At 70.0% G+C, this 23,864-nt stretch carries 19 protein-coding genes; 10 read left to right on the forward strand and 9 right to left on the reverse strand.

From position 1 onward, the window contains the following. The first annotated feature begins 81 nt into the window (after positions 1-81). The 3 genes from OHB44_RS13815 to OHB44_RS13825 all read left to right on the forward strand — a co-directional run bounded on the left by OHB44_RS13815 (position 82) and on the right by OHB44_RS13825 (position 2,459). Positions 82-381, forward strand: coding sequence for a hypothetical protein (locus OHB44_RS13815; protein WP_238685061.1), 300 nt, complete (start codon positions 82-84; stop codon positions 379-381). Positions 382-460: 79 nt separating this feature from the next. Next, positions 461-1,018 (forward strand): hypothetical protein, encoded by a 558-nt coding sequence (locus tag OHB44_RS13820; protein WP_238685060.1) that lies wholly within the window; start codon positions 461-463, stop codon positions 1,016-1,018. Position 1,019: 1 nt separating this feature from the next. Continuing rightward, complete coding sequence (locus OHB44_RS13825) at positions 1,020-2,459, forward strand: dihydrolipoyl dehydrogenase family protein (protein WP_330440929.1); 1,440 nt, start codon at positions 1,020-1,022, stop codon at positions 2,457-2,459. Between the two features lie 97 nt (positions 2,460-2,556). On the opposite strand, the gene OHB44_RS13830 is transcribed toward OHB44_RS13825, so the two are convergent. Further along, positions 2,557-3,165: a TetR/AcrR family transcriptional regulator gene (locus OHB44_RS13830; protein ID WP_238685058.1), complete on the reverse strand. Its 609-nt coding sequence runs from the start codon at positions 3,163-3,165 to the stop codon at positions 2,557-2,559. A 310-nt stretch (positions 3,166-3,475) separates the two neighbouring features. Here OHB44_RS13830 and OHB44_RS13835 point away from each other — a divergent pair, with 310 nt between their 5' ends. Next, on the forward strand, positions 3,476-4,249 hold the full coding sequence (locus tag OHB44_RS13835) for an alpha/beta hydrolase (RefSeq protein WP_238685057.1): 774 nt from the start codon (positions 3,476-3,478) through the stop codon (positions 4,247-4,249). Between the two features lie 94 nt (positions 4,250-4,343). Here the strand turns inward: OHB44_RS13835 and OHB44_RS13840 are convergent, their stop codons facing one another. The 5 genes from OHB44_RS13840 to OHB44_RS13860 all read right to left on the reverse strand — a co-directional run bounded on the left by OHB44_RS13840 (position 4,344) and on the right by OHB44_RS13860 (position 10,803). Next, positions 4,344-4,586, reverse strand: coding sequence for a hypothetical protein (locus OHB44_RS13840; RefSeq protein WP_330440930.1), 243 nt, complete (start codon positions 4,584-4,586; stop codon positions 4,344-4,346). 24 nt (positions 4,587-4,610) lie between these two features. Continuing rightward, a complete protein-coding gene (locus OHB44_RS13845) occupies positions 4,611-6,803 on the reverse strand; it encodes a HelD family protein (RefSeq protein ID WP_330440931.1) in 2,193 nt (730 codons plus the stop codon). 319 nt (positions 6,804-7,122) lie between these two features. Next, positions 7,123-7,677, reverse strand: coding sequence for a hypothetical protein (locus OHB44_RS13850; RefSeq protein ID WP_330440932.1), 555 nt, complete (start codon positions 7,675-7,677; stop codon positions 7,123-7,125). 128 nt (positions 7,678-7,805) lie between these two features. Next, on the reverse strand, positions 7,806-9,653 hold the full coding sequence (locus OHB44_RS13855) for a glycoside hydrolase family 15 protein (protein WP_238685054.1): 1,848 nt from the start codon (positions 9,651-9,653) through the stop codon (positions 7,806-7,808). A 145-nt stretch (positions 9,654-9,798) separates the two neighbouring features. Further along, entirely contained in the window at positions 9,799-10,803 is a 1,005-nt protein-coding gene (locus OHB44_RS13860; protein ID WP_238685053.1) for a LacI family DNA-binding transcriptional regulator, read from the reverse strand. Positions 10,804-10,984: 181 nt separating this feature from the next. On the opposite strand from OHB44_RS13860, the gene OHB44_RS13865 reads away from it, so the two are divergent. The 4 genes from OHB44_RS13865 to OHB44_RS13880 are packed head-to-tail and all read left to right on the forward strand — an operon-like array spanning position 10,985 to position 16,471. Further along, positions 10,985-12,250, forward strand: coding sequence for an extracellular solute-binding protein (locus OHB44_RS13865; protein ID WP_238685052.1), 1,266 nt, complete (start codon positions 10,985-10,987; stop codon positions 12,248-12,250). Next, entirely contained in the window at positions 12,247-13,245 is a 999-nt protein-coding gene (locus OHB44_RS13870) for a carbohydrate ABC transporter permease (RefSeq protein ID WP_238685051.1), read from the forward strand. The genes OHB44_RS13865 and OHB44_RS13870 overlap by 4 nt, the downstream gene beginning before the upstream one ends. Then, positions 13,242-14,108: a carbohydrate ABC transporter permease gene (locus OHB44_RS13875; RefSeq protein WP_091407036.1), complete on the forward strand. Its 867-nt coding sequence runs from the start codon at positions 13,242-13,244 to the stop codon at positions 14,106-14,108. The genes OHB44_RS13870 and OHB44_RS13875 overlap by 4 nt, the downstream gene beginning before the upstream one ends. Before the next feature lie 38 nt (positions 14,109-14,146). Next, complete coding sequence (locus OHB44_RS13880; protein WP_330440933.1) at positions 14,147-16,471, forward strand: glycoside hydrolase family 3 N-terminal domain-containing protein; 2,325 nt, start codon at positions 14,147-14,149, stop codon at positions 16,469-16,471. 134 nt (positions 16,472-16,605) lie between these two features. On the opposite strand, the gene OHB44_RS13885 is transcribed toward OHB44_RS13880, so the two are convergent. Together OHB44_RS13885 and OHB44_RS13890 are read right to left on the reverse strand one after the other, a co-directional pair. After that, positions 16,606-17,466 carry an oxygenase MpaB family protein gene (locus OHB44_RS13885; RefSeq protein WP_330440934.1) on the reverse strand — a complete coding sequence of 287 codons (861 nt, stop codon included), beginning with the start codon at positions 17,464-17,466 and terminating at the stop codon, positions 16,606-16,608. 100 nt (positions 17,467-17,566) lie between these two features. Further along, positions 17,567-21,670, reverse strand: coding sequence for a tetratricopeptide repeat protein (locus OHB44_RS13890; RefSeq protein ID WP_330440935.1), 4,104 nt, complete (start codon positions 21,668-21,670; stop codon positions 17,567-17,569). 74 nt (positions 21,671-21,744) lie between these two features. Between OHB44_RS13890 and OHB44_RS13895 the strand changes: the two genes are divergently transcribed. Both OHB44_RS13895 and OHB44_RS13900 read left to right on the forward strand, forming a co-directional pair. Then, positions 21,745-21,906 (forward strand): hypothetical protein, encoded by a 162-nt coding sequence (locus tag OHB44_RS13895; RefSeq protein ID WP_238685047.1) that lies wholly within the window; start codon positions 21,745-21,747, stop codon positions 21,904-21,906. Beyond that, complete coding sequence (locus OHB44_RS13900) at positions 21,903-22,541, forward strand: hypothetical protein (RefSeq protein WP_330440936.1); 639 nt, start codon at positions 21,903-21,905, stop codon at positions 22,539-22,541. The genes OHB44_RS13895 and OHB44_RS13900 overlap by 4 nt, the downstream gene beginning before the upstream one ends. Before the next feature lie 52 nt (positions 22,542-22,593). On the opposite strand, the gene OHB44_RS13905 is transcribed toward OHB44_RS13900, so the two are convergent. Beyond that, positions 22,594-23,640, reverse strand: coding sequence for an SMP-30/gluconolactonase/LRE family protein (locus OHB44_RS13905; protein ID WP_330440937.1), 1,047 nt, complete (start codon positions 23,638-23,640; stop codon positions 22,594-22,596). Positions 23,641-23,864 lie beyond the last annotated feature (224 nt).

Consider the following 23,864-nt stretch of genomic DNA (forward strand, 5'->3'; position numbering starts at 1 on the left):
AGCGGGTACGGTTCTCACAGACAGAACGTTCGTTCCACCTGGTGCCAGTCGGGTGGACGGTTGTGCCTGAAGGAGAGCGCCGTGCCCACCAAGATCACCCTCGTCATCGGTAACCCCGCAGACCCCGACGAGTTCGAGAAGGTCTTCGCAGACGTACGCCGAGCCGCCGAGACGTTCCCGAAGCTTCAGCGGGTCGAGTCGGCCAAGGTGTGGCCGAAGGAGGACGGCACGCCCACTCCCGCGTACCGGACGCTCGACCTGTACTTCGCCAGCTACGAGGACGCCTCTGCCGCAGTCGCGACGCCCGCCGCCGGTGCCGTCTTCGGTGGGCTCCAGGGCGCCCAGGTGGAGATCACGGGGCTGTTCTCCAACATCGAGTAGCACCGCACTTCCCCTCCCGGCGGCGGCCCCACCCCCGCTGGGCGGCCCTTCACGCTCTGGAATCACCGAGAGGATGACCATGACCACCCTTGCCGTTCCCGGCATCTCGACGACGGCCGCTGCCCTGCGGCGGTTGTACTTCGGTCGCTTCGCCTTCGCCATCGTCTGGGCTGCCGTGACGTTCCCCCTCGCCACGCACCTCAACCCCCTCACCGCCGCGCTGCTCGTGCTTTACCCGCTGTTCGACGTGGCCGCCGCCATCGTCGACGTCCGCGCGTCGCGGGCCACCGGCTCGCCCACCCTGCTGTACGTGAACGTCGCGATCAGCCTGCTCGCCGCGGTGGGCCTGGGCGTCGCCAGCGCGTCCGGTATTCCTGCGGTCCTGCGCGTCTGGGGCGCCTGGGCGGTCGTGGCCGGACTGGTCCAGCTGATCGTGGCCGTCAGCCGCCGCGCGATGGGTGGCCAATGGCCGATGATCATCAGCGGTGGCATCTCCGTTCTCGCCGGTGGGTCGTTCGTCGCGGCCGCCTCCGCGGACAACCCGGCACTGACCAACGCGATCGGCTACGCCATTCCCGGCGCCATCTTCTTCCTCATCGCGGCCATCCGCCTCGGCCGCGCCGCGAAGGGAAACTGACGTGGACAACGCCACGTACGACGTCATTGTCATCGGCGCGGGGCCGGTGGGGGAGAACGTCGCCGACCGCGTCGTGCAGGGCGGCCTGACCGCCGCGATCGTCGAGCGGGAACTGGTGGGTGGTGAGTGCTCGTACTGGGCCTGCATGCCGACCAAGGCGTTGCTGCGCAGTCAGACCGCGCTCCGGGCGGCTCGTCAGCTGCCTGGAGCGCGCGAGGCGGTAACCGGCGAGTTGGACGCGGCGGCCGTGCTGCGCCGCCGGGACGACTTTGCCTCGCACTGGAAGGACGACGGTCAGGTGTCCTGGCTGAACTCCGCGGGCATCGCCCTGCATCGGGGCCAGGGGCGGATCGGCGCCGACCGAATCGTCGAGGTGACCGGCGCGAACGGCGTCACCACCTCGCTCACCGCCCGACACGCGGTCGTCATCGCGACCGGAAGTAGCGCACTGGTGCCGGACATCGCCGGTCTGCGCGAGGCGGCACCGTGGACCAGCCGTGAGGCAGCCGCCGCGAGCGAGGTTCCCGGCCGGCTCGCCATCATCGGTGGTGGCGTGGTGGCCACGGAGATGGCGACCGCGTACGCCGGCCTCGGATCGGCGGTGACGGTGCTCGTGCGCGACGGAGTGCTCACGGCGGCCGAGCCGTTCGTCGGCGAGCGGGTCACGCAGTCCCTGCGAGAAGCTGGCGTGTCGGTGCATCTCGGTGCCGAGGTCACCTCGGTGAACCGTGACGGGGACGGCACGGTGCACATCACGCTCACCGACGGCGAACAGGTCGAGGCCGACGAGATCCTCGTCGCGATCGGCCGTACGCCGAACACGCACGACGTCGGCCTCGACCGGATCGGCCTGAAGCCGGGCGCCTGGCTCACTGTCGACGACACCCTGCGGGTGGTCGACGGTGCCGGCGGGTTGACCGGCGACGGATGGCTGTACGCGGCCGGGGACGTCAACCGGCGTGTGCTCCTGACCCACCAGGGCAAGTACCAGGCTCGCGCGGTGGGCGACGTGATCGTGGCGCGGGCCCGGGGCGAAGCGGCAGACGACCGCCCGTGGGGTCGGCACGTCGCCACGGCCGACGAGCGTGCTGTGCCGCAGGTCGTCTTCACCGACCCGGAGGTCGCGTCGGTGGGGCTGACCGCAGCCGCCGCCGAGGCCGCTGGACTGCGGATCCGGGTCGTCGACTACGACCTGGCCGCCGTCGCCGGGGCCGCGCTGCACGCCGACGGCTACCAGGGGCAGGCCCGGATGGTCGTGGACGAGGACCGGCGGGTGATCGTCGGCCTCACCCTCGTGGGCCCGGACGTCGCGGAGCTGATCCACGCCGCGACGATCGCCATCGTCGGTGAGGTCCCACTGGAGCGGCTGTGGCACGCCGTGCCCGCGTACCCGACCGTCAGCGAGGTCTGGCTGCGCCTGCTGGAGGCGTACGGCCGCTGACCTGAGCCGTGCCGCCGTCCGCGCCATCGCCGATGAGCTGGGTCATCCCTCACCCGGGGTGGCCCAGCTCTTGTCGTGTGGGCTGGTCGCGCAGGGGCTAACCGGCTGACTCCGCCGACTGACGCTCCGAGTTGATTCTGAGGAGCCCTTCCACACCGCGCAGGAAGGTCTCGGACACCAATGTGGGGTCGGAGAGACATCCGGCCGCCATGGCGCCGTCGCGGAGCATGACGAAGTGGCGCGCTGCGGGATCCGCCGTTCCCTCGTGGACCTGTGCCATGAGCGTGGTGATGGTTTCCAGGAACCATTGCCGGTGGGCCATGAGTTCTTGGTGTACGGGATGGTTCGTGTCCGGATATTCCGCCGCGGCGTTCAGGAACGCGCACCCACGGAACCCGGGGGACTGGATGTTCTGGGCGATGGAAGTGGTGATGGCGAGGAGCGGATCGACCGGCGATCGGTTGGCGGCGAGGGCCTCGTCGACCATGCCGCGCTCCAGCTGATGCACCTCCCGCAGGTAGGCCAGGATGAGGTCGTCCTTGCTGGGGAAGTGACGGTAGAAAGTAGCCCTGGTCACCTTCGCCTCGGCAATGATCCGGTCGACGCCGACGGCGTGGATGCCCTCCGCGTAGAAGATCCTGGTCGCCGTCCGGAGAAGCTTGAGGCGTGCCTCAGAGGGCCGGGCAGTGGGTTCGTCGCTCGCCATCCACCTATCTTAGCGACAGAACGTTCGGTCTGATCTGTGCCGGCGGCATTGGGCGCGTCACTCAATTGCCGCGCACCGTGCGGCTCATCTTCTGTCCGAGTCAGATGCCAGCCGGGCGTTTGGCGCTTCGTTCTGCGATCTCGCTGACAGTGGCCTGATCAGTGCCGGATTCTGGATGCTGCAACCCCTTTGGAGCTGGGATCGCGCGGGTTGATTCGCGGTGCCGGGGAAATGCTCCGTCGACCGTCCTCGTCGGTCCGGTCTGCAACCCGCAGGCAGCCGGTCGCGGGCCTCTCGAAAGGAACTCCAGATGAGCGCTGCTTCTGACATGTCTGCCCAGGAGATGCCGACAGTTGTGCTGATCCACGGAGCATTCGCCGGCTCGTCGAGTTGGAATGGGGTGATTGCCGACCTCAAACGTCGCGGGTACCCGGTCATCGCCGTCGCCAACCCGCTGCGCGGTGTGCAGAAGGACGCCGCGTACGTTCGGGCTCTTCTGGACAGCTTGCCCGGACCGGTCGTGATGGCCGCCCATTCCTACGGCGGGCTGGTCATGACCGAGGCCGCGGCCGGTGCCGCCAACGTCAAGGCCCTGGTGTACGTCGCCAGCGTGAGCCCGGACGTAGGCGAAAGTGTGATCGGGTTGCTCACCAAGTACCCCGGAAGTCAGCTCGCCACCAGCATCAACATGGTGCCGATCCCCTCCGACGACGGCGGCACGACAATGGATCAGTACATCTTCCAGGACAAGTTCCCCGAGGTGTTCGCCGCCGATGTCGACCCCGAAACCGCCAAAATCATGGCGGCGACGCAGCGACCCGCCTCGGCGAGCGCCCAGGAGGAGGGCGTGACCAAGGCCGCCTGGAAGACGATTCCCTCCTGGACCTTGATCACCACCCAGGACCAGGGCATTCCGCCGGACCTGCAGCGCTTCCTGGCCGACCGGGCGGGTTCCACGGCAGTGGAGATCGCCGCTTCCCACGCCGTGGCGGTCTCGCAACCCGGCCCGGTCGCAGACCTCATCGACACTGCCGCCCGCGCCACCGCCCGCTCGATGCAGATGTCCAAGAGTCGTCAAGGTTGACGAGGGTTTGCCGAAGCTGCGATGAGCCGTCGGTGAGTCAGTCAGCAGGATTGACGGTGGCGGGCACGCCCGGCCGGCTGGGCGCGGTGTCGGATCAGTGCGGGAAGGCGCGGGGGAGGCGTGCGCCGAGAAGCTCGTCGCGGAACGCTTGGATGCGTGTGATGACCTGGCGTCTGCCGATGGTGTTCTCGATGCGGTCGAGGTAGAGGCATCGGGCGTCGAGCGCGGCGAGGTTCTCCAGCACCTCGACATGGTTGACGCCGTCGTAGGCGTCGATGCCGAAGCCCAGGCTGGTCAGGAGCTTGACCGGTACGTCCAGCGCGGCCACGGCGGCCAACGGCCAACCCTTCTGCCTACGCGGCTAAGCCGCACAGCCTGATCGCTGCGTAAGTGTGAGCTGTCCGAGTTCCTGGGTGCATCGGGTGAGCGCGACGTAGAGGCCGTTCCAGCCGCGCGGTTCGGCGGCGATGCCCTGAGGGTCGATGAGGAGCGTCGCGTCCCATTCCAGTCCCTTGGACTGGGCTGCGGTGAGCACTGGCACATCTCTCAAAACCGCTTGGAGTGTGGCGATGCGGTCCGCGGGGGCGATGACGCCGACAGTGCCGCCGTGCCACCGTTGCCGCAACTGCCGCACTGCTTCCACGGCGGCGTCGGCGAGCTCAGCCGGTGTGATCGTGCGCTCCCAGGGGGCGATGCCGGAGGAGCGTACCGCTCGTGGCGGGGTGTTGTGGCTGCCAGCCTTCGTCAGGACCGGTTCGGTGAGGTCCATGACCTCGCGGGGGGTCCGGTAGCAGATGGTGAGTTCCGCGGCGGTCCAACGGTCGCCGAAGGCAGCCCGTACCGCTTGTGCCCAACTGGTGTGCCGGTGGGCTGCCTCGGCCTGGTCGATGTCGCCGACGGCGGTGATGGAGCGACTGGGACAGCGCCGGAGGACCATCTGCCACTGCATTTCGGACAGTTCCTGCGCTTCATCGACGACGACGTGGCCGTACACCCAGGCGCGCTGGCGGCGAGCGCGTTCGGCGAGGAACTCGCCCTGTGGTTGCGGGGTGTCGACCTCGCCGAGCAGGTCGGCGAGCGCGTCAAGCAGGGGGATGTCGCTTGATGCCCATGGGGTGGGCTCGGCCGCGACGGCGGTGATCTCGTCGGGGGACAGTTGCGGGGCGAACCTGGCCAGCAGGGTGCGGTCGGTCAGGAGGTCACCCAGCAGGGCTTCGGCGTCGAGGGTGGGCCACCATGCCTCGATGAACCGGGCGATGGTGGCGTTCTCGGCGATACGACAACGAAGCTGCTCGACTTCCTCCTCGGAGAGCAACCCGTCGATGTCGCTGCCGGTGGACGTCCGGGTGGAGGAGTGGTCATGCCCCATGCCCTTGTCGACGCGGGCGAGGATGTCCTCGAAGCCTTCCTCCATCTCCGCCATCAGCGCCTCGCGCTGCTCGGCGACGACATCGGCAAGGAGGTGGTGCACCTGCTCGGCGAACGCCGCGCGGGCGCGGTGGTACGGGCGTCCCTGCACCGCCGAGGCGAGCGCCTGCGCCACGGTCGCGGCTGGAACGACGTAGAACTCGCCCTCCCAGCGCAGCTTCAGCTCGCGCGGTCGGGGGAGCAGCGACGCGACGTAGCCTTCGAGCGTGGGCTGCCAGAGAGCGCGACCCTTGATTTCGGCGAGAAGCCGGCTCTCGTCGCGGCCCACCTGAACGTCGGCCAGCAGGGTGTCGCAGGTCGCCGAGACGACGGCGGTCTCACCGAGCGCGGGCAGCACCTGGGCGATGTACTGCAGGAACCGCGGCGAGGGGCCCAGGACCAGGACCGCCTGGTCGGCCATCTTTCGGTGGGTGAACAGCAGGTACGCGACGCGGTGCAGGGCAACCACTGTCTTACCCGTGCCGGGACCACCCTGGACGATTAACGGGCCGGTCGCCTCCGCCCGGACGATGTCGTCCTGTTCGCGTTGCAGGGTGGAGATCGCTGTCGACATGCGACCGGTGCGCCGCTGGTCGAGGGCGGCCAGGAGAGCGCCTTCGCCGACGAGTTCCGCCGTTGCGCTCCCGTCCAGAGGCTCGTCGTCCACGCCGACGACGGCCGATCCCGTCGTACGGATGTGCCGGCGCCGCGCCTGACCCTGTGGGTCGACAGCCGTCGCGGTGTAGAACGGCCGAGCCGCGGGAGCGCGCCAGTCCACCAGCAGTGGCTCAGTGTCGTCGCCGTCATCACGGAGACCGACACGGCCCACGTGGCGCACTGTGCCGTCGAGGCCGTCGAGGCGGCCGAAGACCAACCCCTCATCTGCTCGCCGTAGCTCGTCGTACTGCTGCCGGAGCATGCGCTGCCGGGCCCGCTCCAACGCGTCCATGGGCTCCGACGAAAGTTCGACCTGTAGGTGATCGGCCAGCCTGTCGCGCCGGGCCGTGGCCAAGTCCAGAAACGCCTGTTCCTCGGCGACCGCGGACCGGGGCGCGGCACCCTCTGCGGTAGAGGCCGGCAGTTGGCCGTCAGGTGCTACTTCGCCAACGCCGGCGGTGCCGTTGCTCGGGGCAGACTTCCGGTGCATTCGCAAATCCTTGTATCGGGGTAACCCTCGGCCCGGATGAGCCGCAGCGCATTCGGCGGCAAGCATAGAGTTGGTTCCCCTCAACGGCCACGAAATCCGCCGGCAGAGATCGGAATCTCAATGCCTTGCAGTTCCGGGGATGCTTATGGCCTCACCGGTGCCATTTTCTTATTGACAGTCGAGCCTTTTTCTGTTCTGCGGATGCTTTCCGAGCGGTGAGGCGCTCTTCGGCCTCAGGCCGGGGGTTGGGTTGTTCTCAGCCGGACTCCGGGCGGAGTCGGCTGTCGCATCAGGGGCGGTGAGGGCCGTTCCGCGCAGGTCAGCTCAATGTGAAGGACACGTCGTCGACGTCGAAGGCGGTGACGCCGTTGCCAGCCGTCTCGCTGGCGAGGAAGCTGGCCGTCGCGGTGCGCTCGGTAGTGCCCGTTCCGCTCGACATGACGTACTGCCGCCACTGCGCCCCGCCGTCGAAGGCCAGCGAGAACCTCGTCTTCGGGGGTATCCCGGTGACCGCCAGTCCGACGTTCAGGTAGTCGCCGCGGCGGGTCTCCGTGGTGGTGGTCCGCACCCAGAAGCGGACCGTCAGGTCGCAGTTGGCCGGCACTGTGACGGTGGTGCGCAGCAGGTCGGCACGCGTCACGTCCAGCCCGGCGAAGGTGGCGTACGCACGGTCGGTGTGTGCGGGTCGGGTCGCGTCGCCGAGCACGACGATGCGGGGGCCGGCCGTCCAGTCGGCGGTGCCGCGTTCGAACCCCGGGTTCGGGTGGATCTGCCCGCTGCAGGGCGGGTCGGCCGCTGGCTGGCCGTGGGATGCGCCGCCCGTGGCCAGGAGCAGCACTGCCGCAACCGAGATGGTGGTGACGAATGCCTTCATCGGTTCCCCCAGCGTCCATACATTCGAGACGGTCTATGTCTATCGACCATGCGCGATGGACATGGGCGCGTCAAGCCCTTCCCGCCGTCGGCTCCGCCCCGGCGGCGGCTGACCGGACCATGCTGGCGCTACCGGCGGCGGCGGGCGTCGGCCTCGGTGTCGAGAAGGTCGTTGAGCGTCAGCGCCGAGTTGATCAGTGAGAGATGGCTGAACGCCTGGGGATAGTTGCCGATCTGCTCCCCGGTCGCGGCGATCTCCTCGGCATAGAGGCCGAGGTGGTTGCTGAAGGTGAACATCTTCTCGAACGTGAGTCGGGCGTCGTCGAGGCGCCCGGAACGGGCCAGCGCCTCGACGTACCAGAAGGTGCACATGTTGAAGGTGCCCTCGTGGCCCGGGAGGCCGTCGGGGGAGTGGACCGGGTCGTACCGGTGGACCAGGCTGTCGGAAACCAGCTCGCGTTCGATCGCCTGCAGGGTGGACTGCCACAGCGGATCGCTCGGCGTGACGAAACCGACCGCCGGCATGGCGAGCAGCGCCGCGTCCAGCACGTTCTCGTCGTACGCCTGCACGAAGGTGCCGCGGGCCCGGTCGTATCCGCGCTCCATGACCTGGTTGTAGATGCGGTTGCGTTGCTCGGTCCAGCAGGTCATGTCCCCGGGGCGGCCGGTGCGGGTGGCCAGCCGGATGGCCCGGTCCAACGCGACCCAGGACATCACCCGACCGAAGGTGTAGTTGCGGGGGTGGTGGCGGCTCTCCCAGATGCCGGCGTCAGGTTGGTCCCAGTTGTGGCAGAGCCAGTCGACCAGCCGGACGGTGCTCTTCCACACCTGGTGCGAGACGCGGATGCCCTGCTCGTCGGCTAGGTGCATGGCGTAGAGGGCCTCGCCGTGGATGTCGAGCTGGAGTTGGTCGGCGGCGCCGTTGCCGATCCGCACCGGCCGGGAGCCTCGGTAGCCCTCCAGGTGGTCCAGCACCTCCTCGTGCAGGTCGGAGGAGCCGTCCACCCGGTACATGATCTTCAGCGGGTCCTGGTGGTCGCCGGCCTCGCGGATCCGCTCGTCGAGCCAGTTCATGTACCGGCTGACCTCCTCGGTGAAGCCGAGGCCGAGCAGTGCGTGCACGGAGAACGACGTGTCGCGTACCCAGGTGTAGCGGTAGTCCCAGTTGCGGGTCCCGCCGACCAGTTCGGGCAGCGCGGCGGTGGGTGCGGCGATCATCGCGCCGGTCGGCGCGTACGTCATGAGTTTGAGCGTGATGGCCGAACGCTCGACCATCTCCCGCCAGCGGCCGGTGTAGCGGGAACGTTCGAGCCAGCGCCGCCAGTAGTCCCGGGTCCACTCGAACATGCCCTGGATCTCTTCCGGCGCGAAGATGCGCGGCTCGGTTCCGCCCGTCTCCAGGACCACCCCGCCGGTGTCGCCCTCGTTCAGCGTGCCGTACGCGACCAGGTCGCCGCCCTCAAGGTGGACGTCACCCTGTTCGGAGATCAGCCGCCGCACGGGGTCGACCGGGTTGAACGTCAGCGTCGCCGACCGGCTGCGGAAGACGTAACCGTTGTGGTGGCGCTCGAGCTGATGCTCTTCGCGGGCGTAGTCGAAGCGCGGGCGGCACTCCACCCGGAAACGCATGCTGCCCCGGACCATGGTGACGGTGCGGACCAGCCGATGCGCGTCGGTGGCCCGCTCGCCGGTGACCGGCATGAAGTCCATCACCTCGGCCACCCCGTCGGCGCTAATGAACCGGGTGATCAGGATGGGCGTGCCGGGGAGGTAGAGCTGCTTGGTCACGTACCGCACGTCGTGCGGCGCGATCTGGAAGTAGCCGCCCTTCTCCTTGTCCAACAGGGCGGCGAAGATGCTCGGCGAGTCGAACCGCGGCGCGCAGAACCAGTCGACGGTCCCGTCACACGTCACCAGCGCGGCGGTCTGCAGGTCGCCGATGAGCCCGTGATCCTCGATCGCCGGATAGCTGTCCACGTCTCTCCCCGGTTCGGCTGCGTCCTGCGCACCGAACCTAGGGGAGGAATTGTCGACTTAGGTGAGATTCACGTTCCGCCACCCTGTCGCGTGCTCCCACGTCCCACGGCGACGGCCGGGGTGCTGCGCCGCCTGGCCCCGGACGTCAGTGCAGCGGGCGGCAGGAGGAACGGATGACCAGCTCGGTGGGGAGCCGGATGTGGGTGTCGCGTTCGACGCCGGCGATCAGGTCGACGAGCAGGCGCAACGCCTCGGCGCCCATCCGTTGCAACGGCTGCATGATGGTCGTCAGCGGCGGGTTGACCAGCGCGGACTCCGGCACGTTGTCGAAGCCGATCACTGACAGGTCGTCGGGCACCGACAGGCCCATGTCGCGGGCCACTGTCATCGTGGAGATAGCGGAGAGGTCGTTGCCCGCGAAGATCGCGCTCGGCCGGTCGGTGAGGGCGAGCAGCTCCGCGGCGGTGCCGGCGGCACTCTCGATCCGGAACCCGCCGACGCGGACGAGCCGCTCGTCCACCGGCACGCCGGCCTCGGCCATCGCACTGCGGAAGCCGGCCTCGCGCAGCTGCGCGGACTTGAGGTCGGTGCGTCCACTGATGTGCCCGATCCGCGTGTGGCCGAGGGACAGCAGGTAGTTGGTCGCCAGCACCGCGCCGGCGAAGTTGTCCGAGTCGACGGTGGGCAGGTCGGACGGCCCGGTGTGGGGGTCGACGGCCACGACGTGGAAGCTGTGTTCGGTCTCGACCACTGTCGGTGTGACGATCACGGCGCCGTCGATGAGTGTGCCGGAGAGCCGGGCGAGCGAGCGCCGTTCCCACCCCACGGCGGCGCCCTCGCCGTCCCCGCTGGAGTAGGCAAGCAGTTGGTATCCGCTCCCGGCGACCTCCTGCGACGCCCCCTTGAGCAGTTCGGTGGAGAACGGCTCGAACTCGGCGACCAGGATGCCGAGCACGTTGGTGCGGTGGCTGCGCAGGCTCTGCGCCCCCAGGCTCGCCTCGTAGCCGAGCTCATGGATGACCCGCTGGACGCGCTCCACGGTCGCCTGGGCCACGCCGTAGCGGCCGTTGACGACCTTCGACACGGTCGCGACCGAGACGCCGGCAGTACGTGCCACATCCGACATCTTGACGCGCTGCTGAAACACCACGTCGATGATGATAGGGCCCTGCCGGGGGCCCGTCGTCAGCGACTCGAAAACGTTATCGATACCGATTGACATCAAGTTACATGACTGTAAAACTTCGCCGCAGGCCGAGTACCGCGACTGACTAGTCGAGGAGACATCGATGGCAACGAAGCGGCGTGCGAGTGCCGTTCTGGCACTGTTAATGACAAGTGTTGTCGTCCTCGCCGGGTGTTCCGGCGGCGGCGAAGAGGCGGCCCCTCAGAGCGAGCTGTACAAGGACCCGGTGACCCTGAGCTGGTGGCACAACGCCTCACAGGACGGGCCCGGCAAGACCTACTGGGAGAAGGTCGCCAAGGACTTCTCCGCACTTCACCCCACCGTCAAGATCGAGATCGAGGCGATCGAGACGAACCAGCTCCAGCGCACCCGGCTCCCTGCCGCGCTGCTGAGCAGCGACCCGCCGGACATCTTCCAGGCCTGGGGCGGCGGCGAGATGACCGAGCAGGTGGAGGCCGACTACCTCAAGGAGATCACCGACCAGACCAAGACCGAGGTCGGCGACATCGGCAGCGCCGCGGAGATCTGGCAGGTCAAGGGCAAGCAGTACGGCCTGCCGTTCCGGATGGGCATCGAGGGCGTCTGGTACAACAAGGAAATGTTCGCCAGGGCGGGCATCGCGGCTCCGCCGACCACCTTCGAGGAGCTCAACACCGCGGTCACCAAGCTCAAGGCGATCAACGTCATTCCGATCGCCGTGGGTGCCGGTGACAAGTGGCCGGCCGCGCACTGGTGGTACAACATGGCGCTGCGCGCCTGCTCGGTCGACGCCCTCAAGAAGGCCTCCGCGGAGAAGAACTTCGACGATCCGTGCTTCGTGAAGGCCGGCCAGGACCTGAAGGCGTTCATCGACACCAAGCCGTTCCAGCCCAACTTCATCGCCACGCCGGGCCAGAACGACCCGACCAGCGCCAACGGCATGCTCGCCAACGGCAAGGCCGCGATGGAGCTCATGGGTGACTGGAACCGCGGCACGCTGGACACCGTCACCACGGACAAGGCGAAGCTCGCGTCGTTCCTCGGCTGGTTCCCGGTGCCGGCGATCTCCGGTTCCCCGGGCGACCCGAAGGCGGCTCTCGGCGGTGGCGACGGGTTCTCCTGCGCCAAGAACGCCCCGGCGGAGTGCGTCGAGTTCCTCAAGTACCTCGTGAGCCCCGAGGTGCAGAGGGGCTACGCCGAGACCGGCACCGGCCTGCCTGTCGTCAAGGGCGCGGCGGACGCCGTGAAGGACCCCGCGCTGAAGTCCATCCTGGAGGCCACCTCCGGGGCGAGCTACGTCCAGCTCTGGCTGGACACGGCGTACGGCAGCACGGTCGGCAACGCGATGAACGACGCGATCGTCGCCATCTTCGCCGGCAACGGGACGCCTGAGAAGGTCGTCTCGGCAATGAAGGCGGCCGCAAGCAAGTGACCTCCGCCAACCAGATCCGTATGCCCGCCGGCGGCGCTTCCGCGTCGCCGGCGGGCCCCCACAAGGCCGGGCGCGACTCCGCCCGCCGAGCCGACAACCGCCGCAAGTGGTACGAGATCATCGGGCTCACCACGCCGGCCGTCCTGATCTACGTGATGTTCGTGCTGGTGCCGATGGGCTTCGCGGTCTACTACAGCCTGTTCCGGTGGCGCGGGGTCGGCCCTCCCACCGAGTTCGTCGGTCTGCGGAACTACACCCTCGCCTTCCAGGATCCGATCTTCCTCGACGCGTTGCGCAACAACGCGATCATCGTCTTCGGGTCGCTGCTGATCCAGGGCCCGATCGCCCTGGGCGTCGCCCTGCTGCTCAACCGTCGCTTCCGTGGGCGGGCAGTGTTCCGCCTGCTGGTGTTCGTGCCGTACGTGCTGGCTGAGGTCACCGTCGGCATCATGTGGAAGCTGCTGCTGACCGGCGAAGGCACTGTCGACGCGCTGCTGCGGTCCCTGGGTATGGGCGGCCTGGTGCAAGCCTGGCTGGCGGACCTGGATGTTGTCATCTGGACCCTGCTGGCCATCCTCACCTGGAAATACGTCGGCTTCGCCATCATCCTGCTCCTCGCCGGACTGTCCAATGTGCCCGACGAGCTGACCGAGGCGGCGGCCATCGACGGCGCGAGCTGGTGGCAGATCCAACGGCACGTCACGATCCCGCTGCTCGGCCCGACGATCCGGATCTGGATGTTCCTGTCCATGATCGGCTCGCTGCAGATCTTCGACATGATCTGGGTGACCTCGGTGCCCGCGGTGCGATCCCTCGGCGCATCGGCCACCATGGCGACGTACATGGTGGACAACGGGTTCTTCGCCCGGCTGTGGGGCTACGGCAACGCTGTGGCGGTAATCCTGTTCGTCATCTCCTTCGTGGCGGCGCTGCTGTTCCAGCGGTTCCTGCTCCGCCGCGACATCGAGGGCGCCATCACCGGAAGGGCGAAGTGACGATGGCCGTGAACTCGGTTCTCCCCCCGTCCACCGGACGCCGTCAGGTCTCCTGGGGCACGCCGCTCACCTACGCGCTCGCCCTCGCGATCGCGGCGGTGTCGATCGCCCCGGTCATCTACGTGGTCATCGGAGGCTTCCGCACCACCCCGCAGATCGTCGCGGACCCGGCCGGCCTGCCCGACCCGTTCGTCTGGGACAACTACGCCAGGGTGCTGACCCAGAGCAACTTCTGGCAACAGGCGTTCAACAGCGCGGTCATCGCCCTGGGAACCACGCTGGCCGTGGTCGTGCTCGGACTGGCCGCCGCGTTCGTGCTCGCCCGCTACAGCTTCCGCGGGCGGGAAGGGCTCTACACCTTCTTCACCCTCGGTCTGCTGTTTCCGGCCGGGGCGGCGATCCTGCCGCTCTACCTCATGCTGCGTGACCTGAACCTGATCAACTCCTACTACGCGGTGATCCTTCCGCAGGTCGCCTTCTCCCTGCCACTGACGATCGTGATCCTGCGTCCCTTCCTCTCGGCCATCCCGCGAGAGTTGGAGGACGCAGCCGCCATCGATGGCGCGAGTCGACTCGGCTTCCTCTGGCGCGTCGCGATGCCGTTGTCGCGGCCCGCGCTCGTCACCGTTGGCGTCCTGGCGTTCGTGGCGAGCTGGAACTCGTTCCTGCTGCCGCTGCTCGTGCTCAGCGACGTCAACCTGCACACCCTGCCGCTGGGCGTGCAGAACTTCTCCAGCCAGTACACCACCGACACGGCAGGCGTCCTCGCCTTCACCTCGCTGGCGATGCTGCCGGCACTGCTCTTCTTCACGCTCGCGGAGAAGCAGATCGTCGGAGGCCTGCAGGGCGCGGTCAAGGGCTGAGCGGCAGCGGCACGAGCACAACCACAGGAAGGCACAGCATGACTGAGGTCCACACGGTAGTGGGCGGGCCGACGCCGGCTCAGACAGGGCCCGAGCACGGACGACCGGACGCTCGCGACGGCGAGGCCCGCGTCCGCGATCTCCTCGGCCGAATGACGATCGAGGAGAAAATCGCCCAGCTCGTCGGCTTCTGGGAGAAGGAAGACGGCGAGGCGGTGGCCCCTATGCAGGGGGAGTTCGGCGGGAACGCCAAGCTCGAAGAGTTCTCCCGGCACGGGCTCGGTCACCTCACCCGCACCTACGGCACCCGCCCCGTGGACGCGGCCGAACACGCGCCCTGGTTGTGGAAGTTCCAGCGCGACCTGGTCACCGGAACCCGGCTCGGCATCCCGGCGATCGTCCACGAGGAGTGCCTCACCGGGCTGTCCGCGTGGAAAGCAGCCACCTTCCCCACCCCGCTGGCCTGGGGTGCCGCGTTCGACCCCGAACTGGTCACCGAGATGGCCGCGGCGATCGGCGCCTCGATGCGGGCCCTGGGCATCCACCAGGGGCTCTCTCCGGTGCTCGACGTAATCCGTGACCCCCGCTGGGGCCGGGTGGACGAGTGCATCGCCGAAGACCCGTACCTGGTCGGCACCATCGGCACGTCGTACGTGCGCGGTCTGCAGTCGCAGGGCGTGCACGCCACCCTCAAGCACTTCGCCGGTTACTCCGCCTCGCGCGCCGGGCGCAACTTCGGCCCGGTGCACATCGGCCGCCGGGAACTGGCCGACGTCCTGCTCCCTCCGTTCGAGATGGCGATCATCGACGGTGACGCCCGCAGCGTCATGCACTCGTACACCGAGATCGACGGGATGCCCGTCGCCGCCGACCCGACCATGCTGACCGGCATCCTGCGCGACCAGTGGGGCTTCGACGGCACGGTGGTGGCCGACTACTACGGGGTCGCGTTCCTGAACCTGTTGCACCACGTGGCGAGCGATCACGCGGAGGCGGCCGGGCAGGCGCTGACCGCCGGCCTCGACGTCGAACTGCCGACCGGCGACGCCTATCTGACCCTGGGGGAGTCGGTGCGGGCGGGCGCCCTCGACGAGGCGCTCATCGACCGCGCGGTGCTGCGGGTACTGCGCCAGAAGCTGGACCTGGGTCTGCTCGACGCGACCTTCGACGACGAGCCGCCCCAGGCGATCGACCTCGACTCGCCGGAGCACCGGTCGATCGCCCGCCGGCTCGCCGAGGAATCGATAGTGCTGGTCGCCAACCAGGACGCGCTGCCGCTGCCGTCGGGGCGTCGGGTGGCCCTCATCGGCCCGAACGCCGACCGGCAGAGCGCGCTCTTCGGGTGCTACTCGTTCCTCAACCACGTCCTCGTCCAGCACGCCGGCGTGGAGACCGGCATCGAGGTGTCGACAGTGCTCGACGCCGTGCGGGCCGAGTTCGGCGGCGATCTCGTCACCTGGGCCCGCGGCTGCGACGTGGACACCGACGACCGGTCCGGCTTCGACGAGGCCGTCACCACGGCCTCCGACGCGGACGTCGCCGTCCTGGTCGTCGGCGACCACGCCGGCCTCTTCGGGCGCGGCACCGTCGGCGAAGGCTGCGACCGGGACGACCTGGAACTGCCGGGCGTCCAACGCGAACTGGTCGAGTCGGTGCTGGCGACCGGCACACCTGTCGTCCTCGTGCTGCTCACCGGCCGGCCGTACGCGATCGGCTGGGCGCTCTCACGCTGCGCGGCGGTGGTGCAGGCGTTCTTCCCGGGTGAGGAGGGCGCCGGGGCGATCGCGGGAGTGCTCTCCGGGCGAGTCAACCCGTCGGGCCGGCTGCCGGTCAGCCTGCCCGGGTCGGCCGGCGCGCAGCCGTACTCCTACCTGCACCCAACCCTCGGCGCGGGGAACGCGGGGACCAACCTGCTGGCGACGCCCGTGGCGCCGTTCGGCCACGGCCTGTCCTACACGACGTTCGCGTACAGCCAGCTCACAGTGCCCGCCACGGTGCCCACCGACGCGGCGATAGGGGTGACGGTGCGGGTGACGAACACCGGCGCGGTCGCCGGCGACGACGTGGTCCAGCTCTACGGTCGCGACCTGGTCGCCTCGGTGACCCGGCCGGTGGCGCAGCTGCTCGGCTACCGGCGAGTCCATCTGGAACCGGGCCAGTCCGTCACTGTCGAGCTGACCGTGCCCACCACCCGTCTGGCCTTCTCCGGCCGCACGTTCACCCGCGTGGTGGAGCCCGGCGACGTCGAGCTGTGGGTCGGCACCAGCGCGCGGCGGGACACCCAGACGGTGACCACGCTGGTCGGTGACACCGTCCCGGTCACCACCGCCTCCCCACGCTGGACCACCACCGACGTCCGCTGACAGCCGGTCCGCCGACTGTCCCCAGCGGGCAGTCGGCGGACCGGTCCCACTCGCACGCCGATCTGCGCGCTGACCTCACACGGGCAGCGCAGGGCCCGGCGCGTGCGAGCCGGCGACGCCAGCACCACGAGGTGTCACTCGGGCACGCGGTCCTGGTGGGGGCCGAGCTGGCTGATCTCGTACCCGTCGGGATAGCTCTTGGCTGTGATCCCGTCGGCGAACAACGCGGTCGTCCGCGGCGCACCGAACCATCGCTGCAACCGCGAGCGCGTCCGCAAGGCCAGGTGCAACCCCGCCCGGACCGGCCAGACCGGCGTGTCGACCCGCGTCGCGCCCCGCAGCGGCGCGTCGTACAGGGCGCTGACCAGTGCGTTTCCCAGTGGGGCGAGCATTCGGGGGATCCGGGTGAGCATCAGCATGCGGGTGGCGCGTTCGATGGCCGCCGCGTCGTCGTTGGGTTGCAGGTGAGCGGCGTCGTACGCGTCGAACCAGGTCTCGAACTCGTCGTACGACCCGGGGATGTCGGTGATGCCCATCCGTCGGCCGAGCTCCCGATAGAACAGGTGCGTGGCGTGACGTTCGTGGCAGCAGGGTGGGCGCCAGCCGTACTCCTGCAACCACCGGGTGGGGATCACGACCAGGCAGCCGAGGACGTAGCGGAAGTCGTCGTTGCTGATGTCGTACCGGCCGTGGATCTGGTTGACGCGCCGCAACGCCTCGCGGCCCCGAGGCTGGTGGAAGCCGTTGAGCACCATCTCGTACATCAGCAGGCCGGTGTCGTCGATCCGCTTCTGGGTGCGTTCGGTCAGCTCGCCCGTGGCGGTGTGCACCGTGGCGATGGCGGGGATGGAGAACGACCGGTTGAAGGCGAGGTTGAGCCCCAGCTTCATGTCCCACGGAAACTCGTAGCGCAGCATGGTCTGGTAGATGACCAGGTGGTCGCGCTCCGGGTCGAGAGCACGGGTGCGGGTCAGGTTGTCGTAGCGGCCTCTCATCGGCGGACCCCCGGGTTCTGGTCATCCATCCAGGTGACGGTTGTCAGCGGGCTGCCACGGGCGGTGCGCCATCAACCGAGTGTACGGGTGGCGGAGTGGGTCAGGTCGGCTCGCCGGTGGTCGGTAGCACCGCGATCAGGTCGAGCACCTCGACGGCGTTGGCCGGGCCGACGGTGTCGGTGAGGATGGCGGTGAACGCCTCGTCGCCGAGCCCGGCCCGCAGCTCGCGCAGCGCGTTGAGGTCCAGCGCCGCGTTCGTCGACCCGATCTGCCGGTCGATGCTCAGTGCCTCGACGATCAGTGGGATGCCCTCCGCCGGGTGGCCCTGCTCGACGCGCAGCTGCCCGATCGCCACCTGGTCCAGTGCCACCTCCTCCCAGTTGCCCTGCTCACGGTCGATCCGCAGGCAGGTCCGGTAGCACCGTTCGGCCAGGACCCGGTCGCCGCGCAGACCGGCCACCCGGCCGAGGTGGAAGGTGCTGTTGGAAACGCCCGACAGGTTCCCGAGCCGCTTCTTGATCGCGATGGAGCGGCGGTAGAACTCATCCGCGTCGGCGAGGTCCTCCTGCTCCTCACAGACCCGGCCGAGCTGGTGCAGGACGATGGCCTGGTTGGGCTCGTGGCGCAGCACGCGGTAGACCTGCAGCGCCTGCTCGTAGCGGGACCGGGCTTCGGCCAGCCGGCGGGTCTCCAGGCCCACCCGGCCGAGGTCCTCGTGGCACTTGGCGACCCCCGCCTGGTAGCCGGCGGCGGCGCAGATCGGCAACGCCCGCAGCAGGCACATCCGGGCGGTGCCGAACTCACCCGCCTGGGCGGCGGTGATGGCGAGCAGGACGTAGCCACTGCCGAGCGGCGTCGGGTGGGAGCCGTCGAACCGGAACCGCAGGTACGCCTCGACCCACTCGGCCCGCTGCGCCGCCTGCCGCCGGTCGAGGTGCCGGGCCAGCAGGTCGGAGAAGGCTCGCGCGCCCAGTTCCAGGCGCTGCACGGCCAGCCATTCCAGTGCCGCCTGGAGCGGCGGCTCGTCGTCCCCGCCGATCGCGTTGAGGGTGTGCGGCACCGCCTCGGCGGCCCGGCCGAGGACTGTTCGGACGCCGCCGAGCAGTTCGTCGCAGCGGCGCAGCAGCGGGTCTTCGCCGAGGGCCGCGACGATCGTCCGGGCGCGGGCGAAACAGCTCTCGGCGAATTCGAGGTCGTCGAGGTCGCGGGAGAGGTGACCGAGCAGCAGCGAGCACTCCGCGATGTGACCGTTGCTGCCGACCTCCTCGAAGATCTTCAGGGCGGCGCGGACCCGCTCCTCGGCGGTCTCGTACGCGAACCTGGCGAGGTCGATCCGCCCGAGCATGACCAGCCCGCTGCCCTGCTGGACCCGGACGCCCAACCGTCCGTAGGCGGTGATCGCCACCTGGATGCACTGCTCGGCCTTCACGAGGTCGCGGGCCTCGAAGGCGAGTACGCCGATCTGGTGGTGGCTCGCCGCGATCCCCTCCAGGTCGTCGAGGTCCCGGGCGATCGCCAGCTCCTCCAGGTAACGCGACATGGCCAGCTTGGCGTCGCCGTTGCCGCGGGCGATGCCGGCGAGCTGGTGCAGGGTCCGGGAGACCGCCGAGCGGTCGTCGAGCCGGCTCAGGATCGTCAACGCCTCCTGGAACAGCCGGTCCGCGGTTGCCCGGTCACCCCGGTTGTCGGCGACCAGGCCCAACTGGTGCAGGAGTTTGCCGACCCCGCTGTCGTCGCCGAGATCCCGGTAGACGGCAAGCGCCGCCTCGTAGCGCTGCGTCGCCTGCGGGTACTCGCCCCGGCTGAGGTGCACGTCGCCGAGTCCCTTCAGGAAGCTCGCCCCGCGCGCCGAGCCGGGGGGCGCCATCGGCAGCAGCTCCCGCCAGATCTTCTCCTCCCACGCCCAGTGCCCGGCCGCGTGCAACTCCTGGCAGGCCAGTTCGGAGTAGGTGACGACCTCGTCGGTGTCACCCGCCACCAGGTGGTGGTACCGCGCCTCGACGGCCCGGCGGATGTAGTCGTGCTGGTCGGTGCTGGACCGGGCCCGCCAGCCCCAGTAGCGGCCCGCCCGGCGATGCGCGTCCACCACCGCGTCGCGGCCGGCGATCCGCAGCAAACTCGCCGCCGTCCACCGGTGCACCAGGTGGCCCCCGGTCACCGGGGCGAGCAGCCCCAGCTGCGACAGCGTCTCGACCGACTCGTCCAGTCCCGCCGGTTCCGGTGGTGGGTCGTCGCCGTCCGTCGGGTCGGCGAGCTGCCAGGCGAGGCCGGTCCGGTCCGCCGGGGTGCGGTACACCGCCGCGCCGAGCAGCAACCGACGGGCCGCCGGGACGGCCTCCAGGCGGGCGAGCAGCCGGGGCAGCAGCACATCCTCGGCGGCCAGCGCGCCGGCCTCGGCCAGCGGCGTGCCGGCCTCGGCCAGCGGCGTGCCGACCTCGGCCGGCCCGGCGTCCCGGCCACCGCCGGCCGCGGCCAGGCGGCCGGCCACCTCGTCGGATCGCGCGTTGCCGCCGTGCAGCAGGCCGTCGAGGTATTCCAGCGCGCGCGGGTGACCACCCAGCCGGTGCCACATCCGTTGCTGTTCGGCCGGCGCCAGTTGGCCGACGCCCGGCAGCCGCCAGAGCAGCTTGCGGGTCTCCTGCCAGGAGAGCGGACCGAGGTGACAGGTTTCCAGACCGGCGACCGGGAACGGGTGCCGGCTGGTCACGACCAGCTCGTGGCGGGACGCCCAGGCGGCGAGGAACGCGGCCAGGTCCGCGTCGGCCAACCGGTGCTCGGCGTCCAGGGCGTCCTCGGCGTTGTCGAGGACGAGCAGCAGTGCCGGGCCGCCGGTGCCGATCGCGTCCAATCGTCGCCGCCAGTCCTGGCCCGGCGCGGCGAGGGCGACGAGCCATCGCCGCAGCGGGTCGTCCGGTGCCGCCCGGGCGCACCGGCTCTCCACCTGACGGCGCAGCTCGTCGAGGATCCCGTCGACTGCGGCGTCGCCGTGGGTCGCCACGACGATGCCGCCCGTGTCGCGGAACCGCCGCGCGAGTTCCGCGGCGAGACTCGTCTTGCCGATCCCGCCGATGCCGTGGACGAGCACCCGAAGCTTTCCCCGCGACAGCCGACGCAGGATCTCCCGGCGGCCCACGAAGTCCGTGGGCGCGCGCACCACGCCGTCCCCGACGATCGACTGGACGGGCGGCGCGGCGACGGCAGCGCCGCCCCGTCCGCCGGCCAGCCGCAGCCCGGGATCGGCCAGGAACAGCGTCGGCACCCACCACTCGGCGGCGGTCGGGGCCAGCTCGCGGCGTACGGCGGAGACCTCCGCCAACAGCTCCGGCTCGCTGCTGGCAGCCAACCGCTCGTAGAGCCGAGCGCAGAACTCGATGGTGTACCCGTCGCTGACCGTCCCGTTCATCGCCAGCACCGCCGGCGCGCCGTGGGTCAGCAGCGCGCCGGCCAGTCCGGGCAGCTCCCGTTGATCCTGCCGGGCGGTGGAGCAGCCGGCCAGCACGATCAACGGTACGGTCCGGCCCGGCGGCAGCACCTCGGCCAGGAACCGCGCGGCGTCCACGCGGTCCTCCGTGCCGGTGGAGGTCTCCAGCAGCAGCGCGCCGGGGCGCGCGTGACTGGAGACGTGCAGGACGTGGAAGGGCTCCTCGGCGAGGGCGGCCCGGATCGCGGCGGCGCTGCCCCACTCCAGGACGCGCACCCTCACCCCGTGCCGATGCCCCGGCTCCACAGCGCCGAGGATCCGACCGAGCTCCCGCTCGTGGTCCAGCAGCGGGTGGGTCGAGTCGTCCGGGCTCGCGATCGCCGCGAGCATCCGCAGCGGGCCGTCCACCCGGACCGTGGGTGCCGGTATGTCGGGGCCGATCCGGCAGACGTCGACGTCGGGGCGCAGTGCCAGCGGCAGTTCCTCGCCGGGCAGCACCAGGGTCTCCCAGGGCAGGTCGGCCAGGGCCGGGTCGGCGACCTCGATGCCGAGCCGGTGCCGGCCGGGGCGGTCCAGCTCGGCGCGCAGGGCCGGGCCGGGGGCGTCGAGGAAGCGGCGGCCGAGCACGACGCCGACCTCGTACGACAGCTCCACCGAGGGGCCGCCGCGCAGTCGCCAGAGCAGGTCGGCGCTACGTTGGTCGGCGGGGCCCACCGGGTGTCGACGCCGGTCGGCCCGAACGGCCAGGACAACGTCGGTCGCGCTGACTGTCAACCGGATCACGAAGGCCCCCCTGCGGTCGCCCGGCGGACGACCCGACGCCGAAGTGGATTGCCGGGCTGACCGATACTGTATCCATGGCTGACGATCCTGAGGAGATTGCGCACGTCAACGCCGTGCGGATCAACGACAGCGGCGAGCTGGAGTTCTTCGACGGCCAGCGCTGGGTGCCGTACACCGATCTGCCCGACGACGAGAACGGTCCGCTGGGTGTCGTCTTCCGCGACGACAGCCGATGACCGGGGAGTCGCCGACGGGCGGCGCGGGACTGGACGCGCTGCCGTCCCCGTTGGACTCCGTCGCTGACAGTCGGGCGGCGGCTCGGTGGATCATCTCCTCGGCCGGCGCGGTGGGCGCGCTGCTGCTCGGCGGCGGCCCGCTGATCGCCGCCGGCAAGGTCACCGACTGGGCCCACGCGGCGTGGGCGGGCGGCGGTCTGCTGGTGACGCTGCTCGGCGTGGCCTGGGCGATCTGGCGGACCAGCGAGGTGCTCGTCCCGCCGATGACCACGCCGGCGACGCTCAGCGGGCCGGAGCTGCGCGGCCTGCGCGAGCGGCTGGAGGCCGAGCCCTGGTACCACTTCGGCGGGTACGCCGTCGACGTCGACGGTCTGCTGCGTCATCGCCGCATCGCTGCGGAGATCACCCGCCGCCTGTCGACGGTCCCGCCGCAGGAGCGGGCCGCACTCCGGGCGGGGCTCGCCACCGCGCGCCGCAACATCGCCCGGACCGATCCGTACCTGCGCTGGCTGCTCGCCACTGCGCATGCCTGGCAGGTCCGGGAGGCGTTGCGCCGGGCCCGACGGCAGACCTTCCTGGCCGCCGCGCTGGTGGTGGTCGGGGCGGTGGTGTTCATCGCCGCGACCACCGGATAGCGCGCCGCTTTCGTCGGGCTACGACGACAGCGGCGCGCCATCCAGCCGTCGGTCAGTACGGATATCCGGGAACGTTCAGTCGCACGCTGTACAGCCCGGAGTCGCCCCACCGGCCCGACGTGACGAAGAGGGTCTGCCGGTCGGGGCCGCCGAACGCCACATTGGTGGTGCCGGAGTTGCCGGACCGGATCGTGCCGAGCTGGGTGCCCGCGGGGGAGTAGACGTGGACCAGGGAGTCCCCGCCCGAGGTCCAGTACACGTTGCCGGCGCAGTCGATCGTGCCGCCGTCCGGGCCGCCGATGTAGTTCACGAAGACGCTGCGGGCGCCGATGCTGCCGTCGGGCTGGACCGCGTACTTGTAGATCTTGTTCTCGGAGTAGGCGCCCACGTACAGCGCGGTTCCGTCCGGTGAGAGCGAGATGCCGTTGGGTTGGCGCAACCGGTCGTCGACCAGCGACACCTGCCCGTTGGAGACGCGGAAGACGCTGGTACGCCCGCTCATCTGGTCCGGGCGGTTGCCGCGCTGGAAGTTGGGGTCGGTGAAGTAGACGACGCCGTCGGAACGGACCGCGACGTCGTTCGGCGAGTTGAAGGCCCGGCCCTGGTAGTTCGGCGCGACGGTGCTGCGGGCCCGGTCGCTCAGCCGGTACGCGGACACGCTGCGCTGGTCGTGGGTGGCCGCGACGAGCTGCTGGCCGTCGGCGCTGAGGGCCAGGCCGTTGCTGCCGGCGTCGGCGATGAACGTGTCGAAGCTCGCCGGCGGGGTGAACCGGCGGATCGTCGACGGCTGGACGTTGTACGGCCCGGTGCCGGCGGTCATGTCGGAGAACAGCAGGTAGCCGCCGTCGGCGACCCAGACCGGCCCTTCGAGGAACGTGAACCCACCCTGGATTCGCGGGGCCGTCACGGTGCTGGCCGGCAGCGGCGGGCCGTAACTGGCCCCCGTCGGGCAGGCCCCGGGCGGTGCGCCGGGCGGACCGGCGAGCGCGGCGTGAGCGCTGACATGCGTGGCGGCGACGGCAGCACCGGCGGACAGGGGGGTGGCGGTGACCGCCAGGCACAGGCCGGCCAGTGCGGCAATGGTTGGACGCCAGGTCATCGAATACTCCAATCGGCGTCGAGGGTGGCGATGGCCGGCGTGCGAGGTCGGTGGCTGGCACGGCGTGAGGGCGGGCCGTCGATGTGGGTATTCGGGAGCCTAGGTGATGAGCTGGCAACCCGCAGCAATCTTTCGGCGTTGATTCCGAGCGGCACGAGGGCCAAAAACACAAAGACGCTGGTCAATGTCATAACGGTCTCCGGAAATCTTTCCGGTACAACCAC

This window comes from Micromonospora sp. NBC_00821, from assembly GCF_036347035.1.
Taxonomy (GTDB): domain Bacteria; phylum Actinomycetota; class Actinomycetes; order Mycobacteriales; family Micromonosporaceae; genus Micromonospora; species Micromonospora hortensis.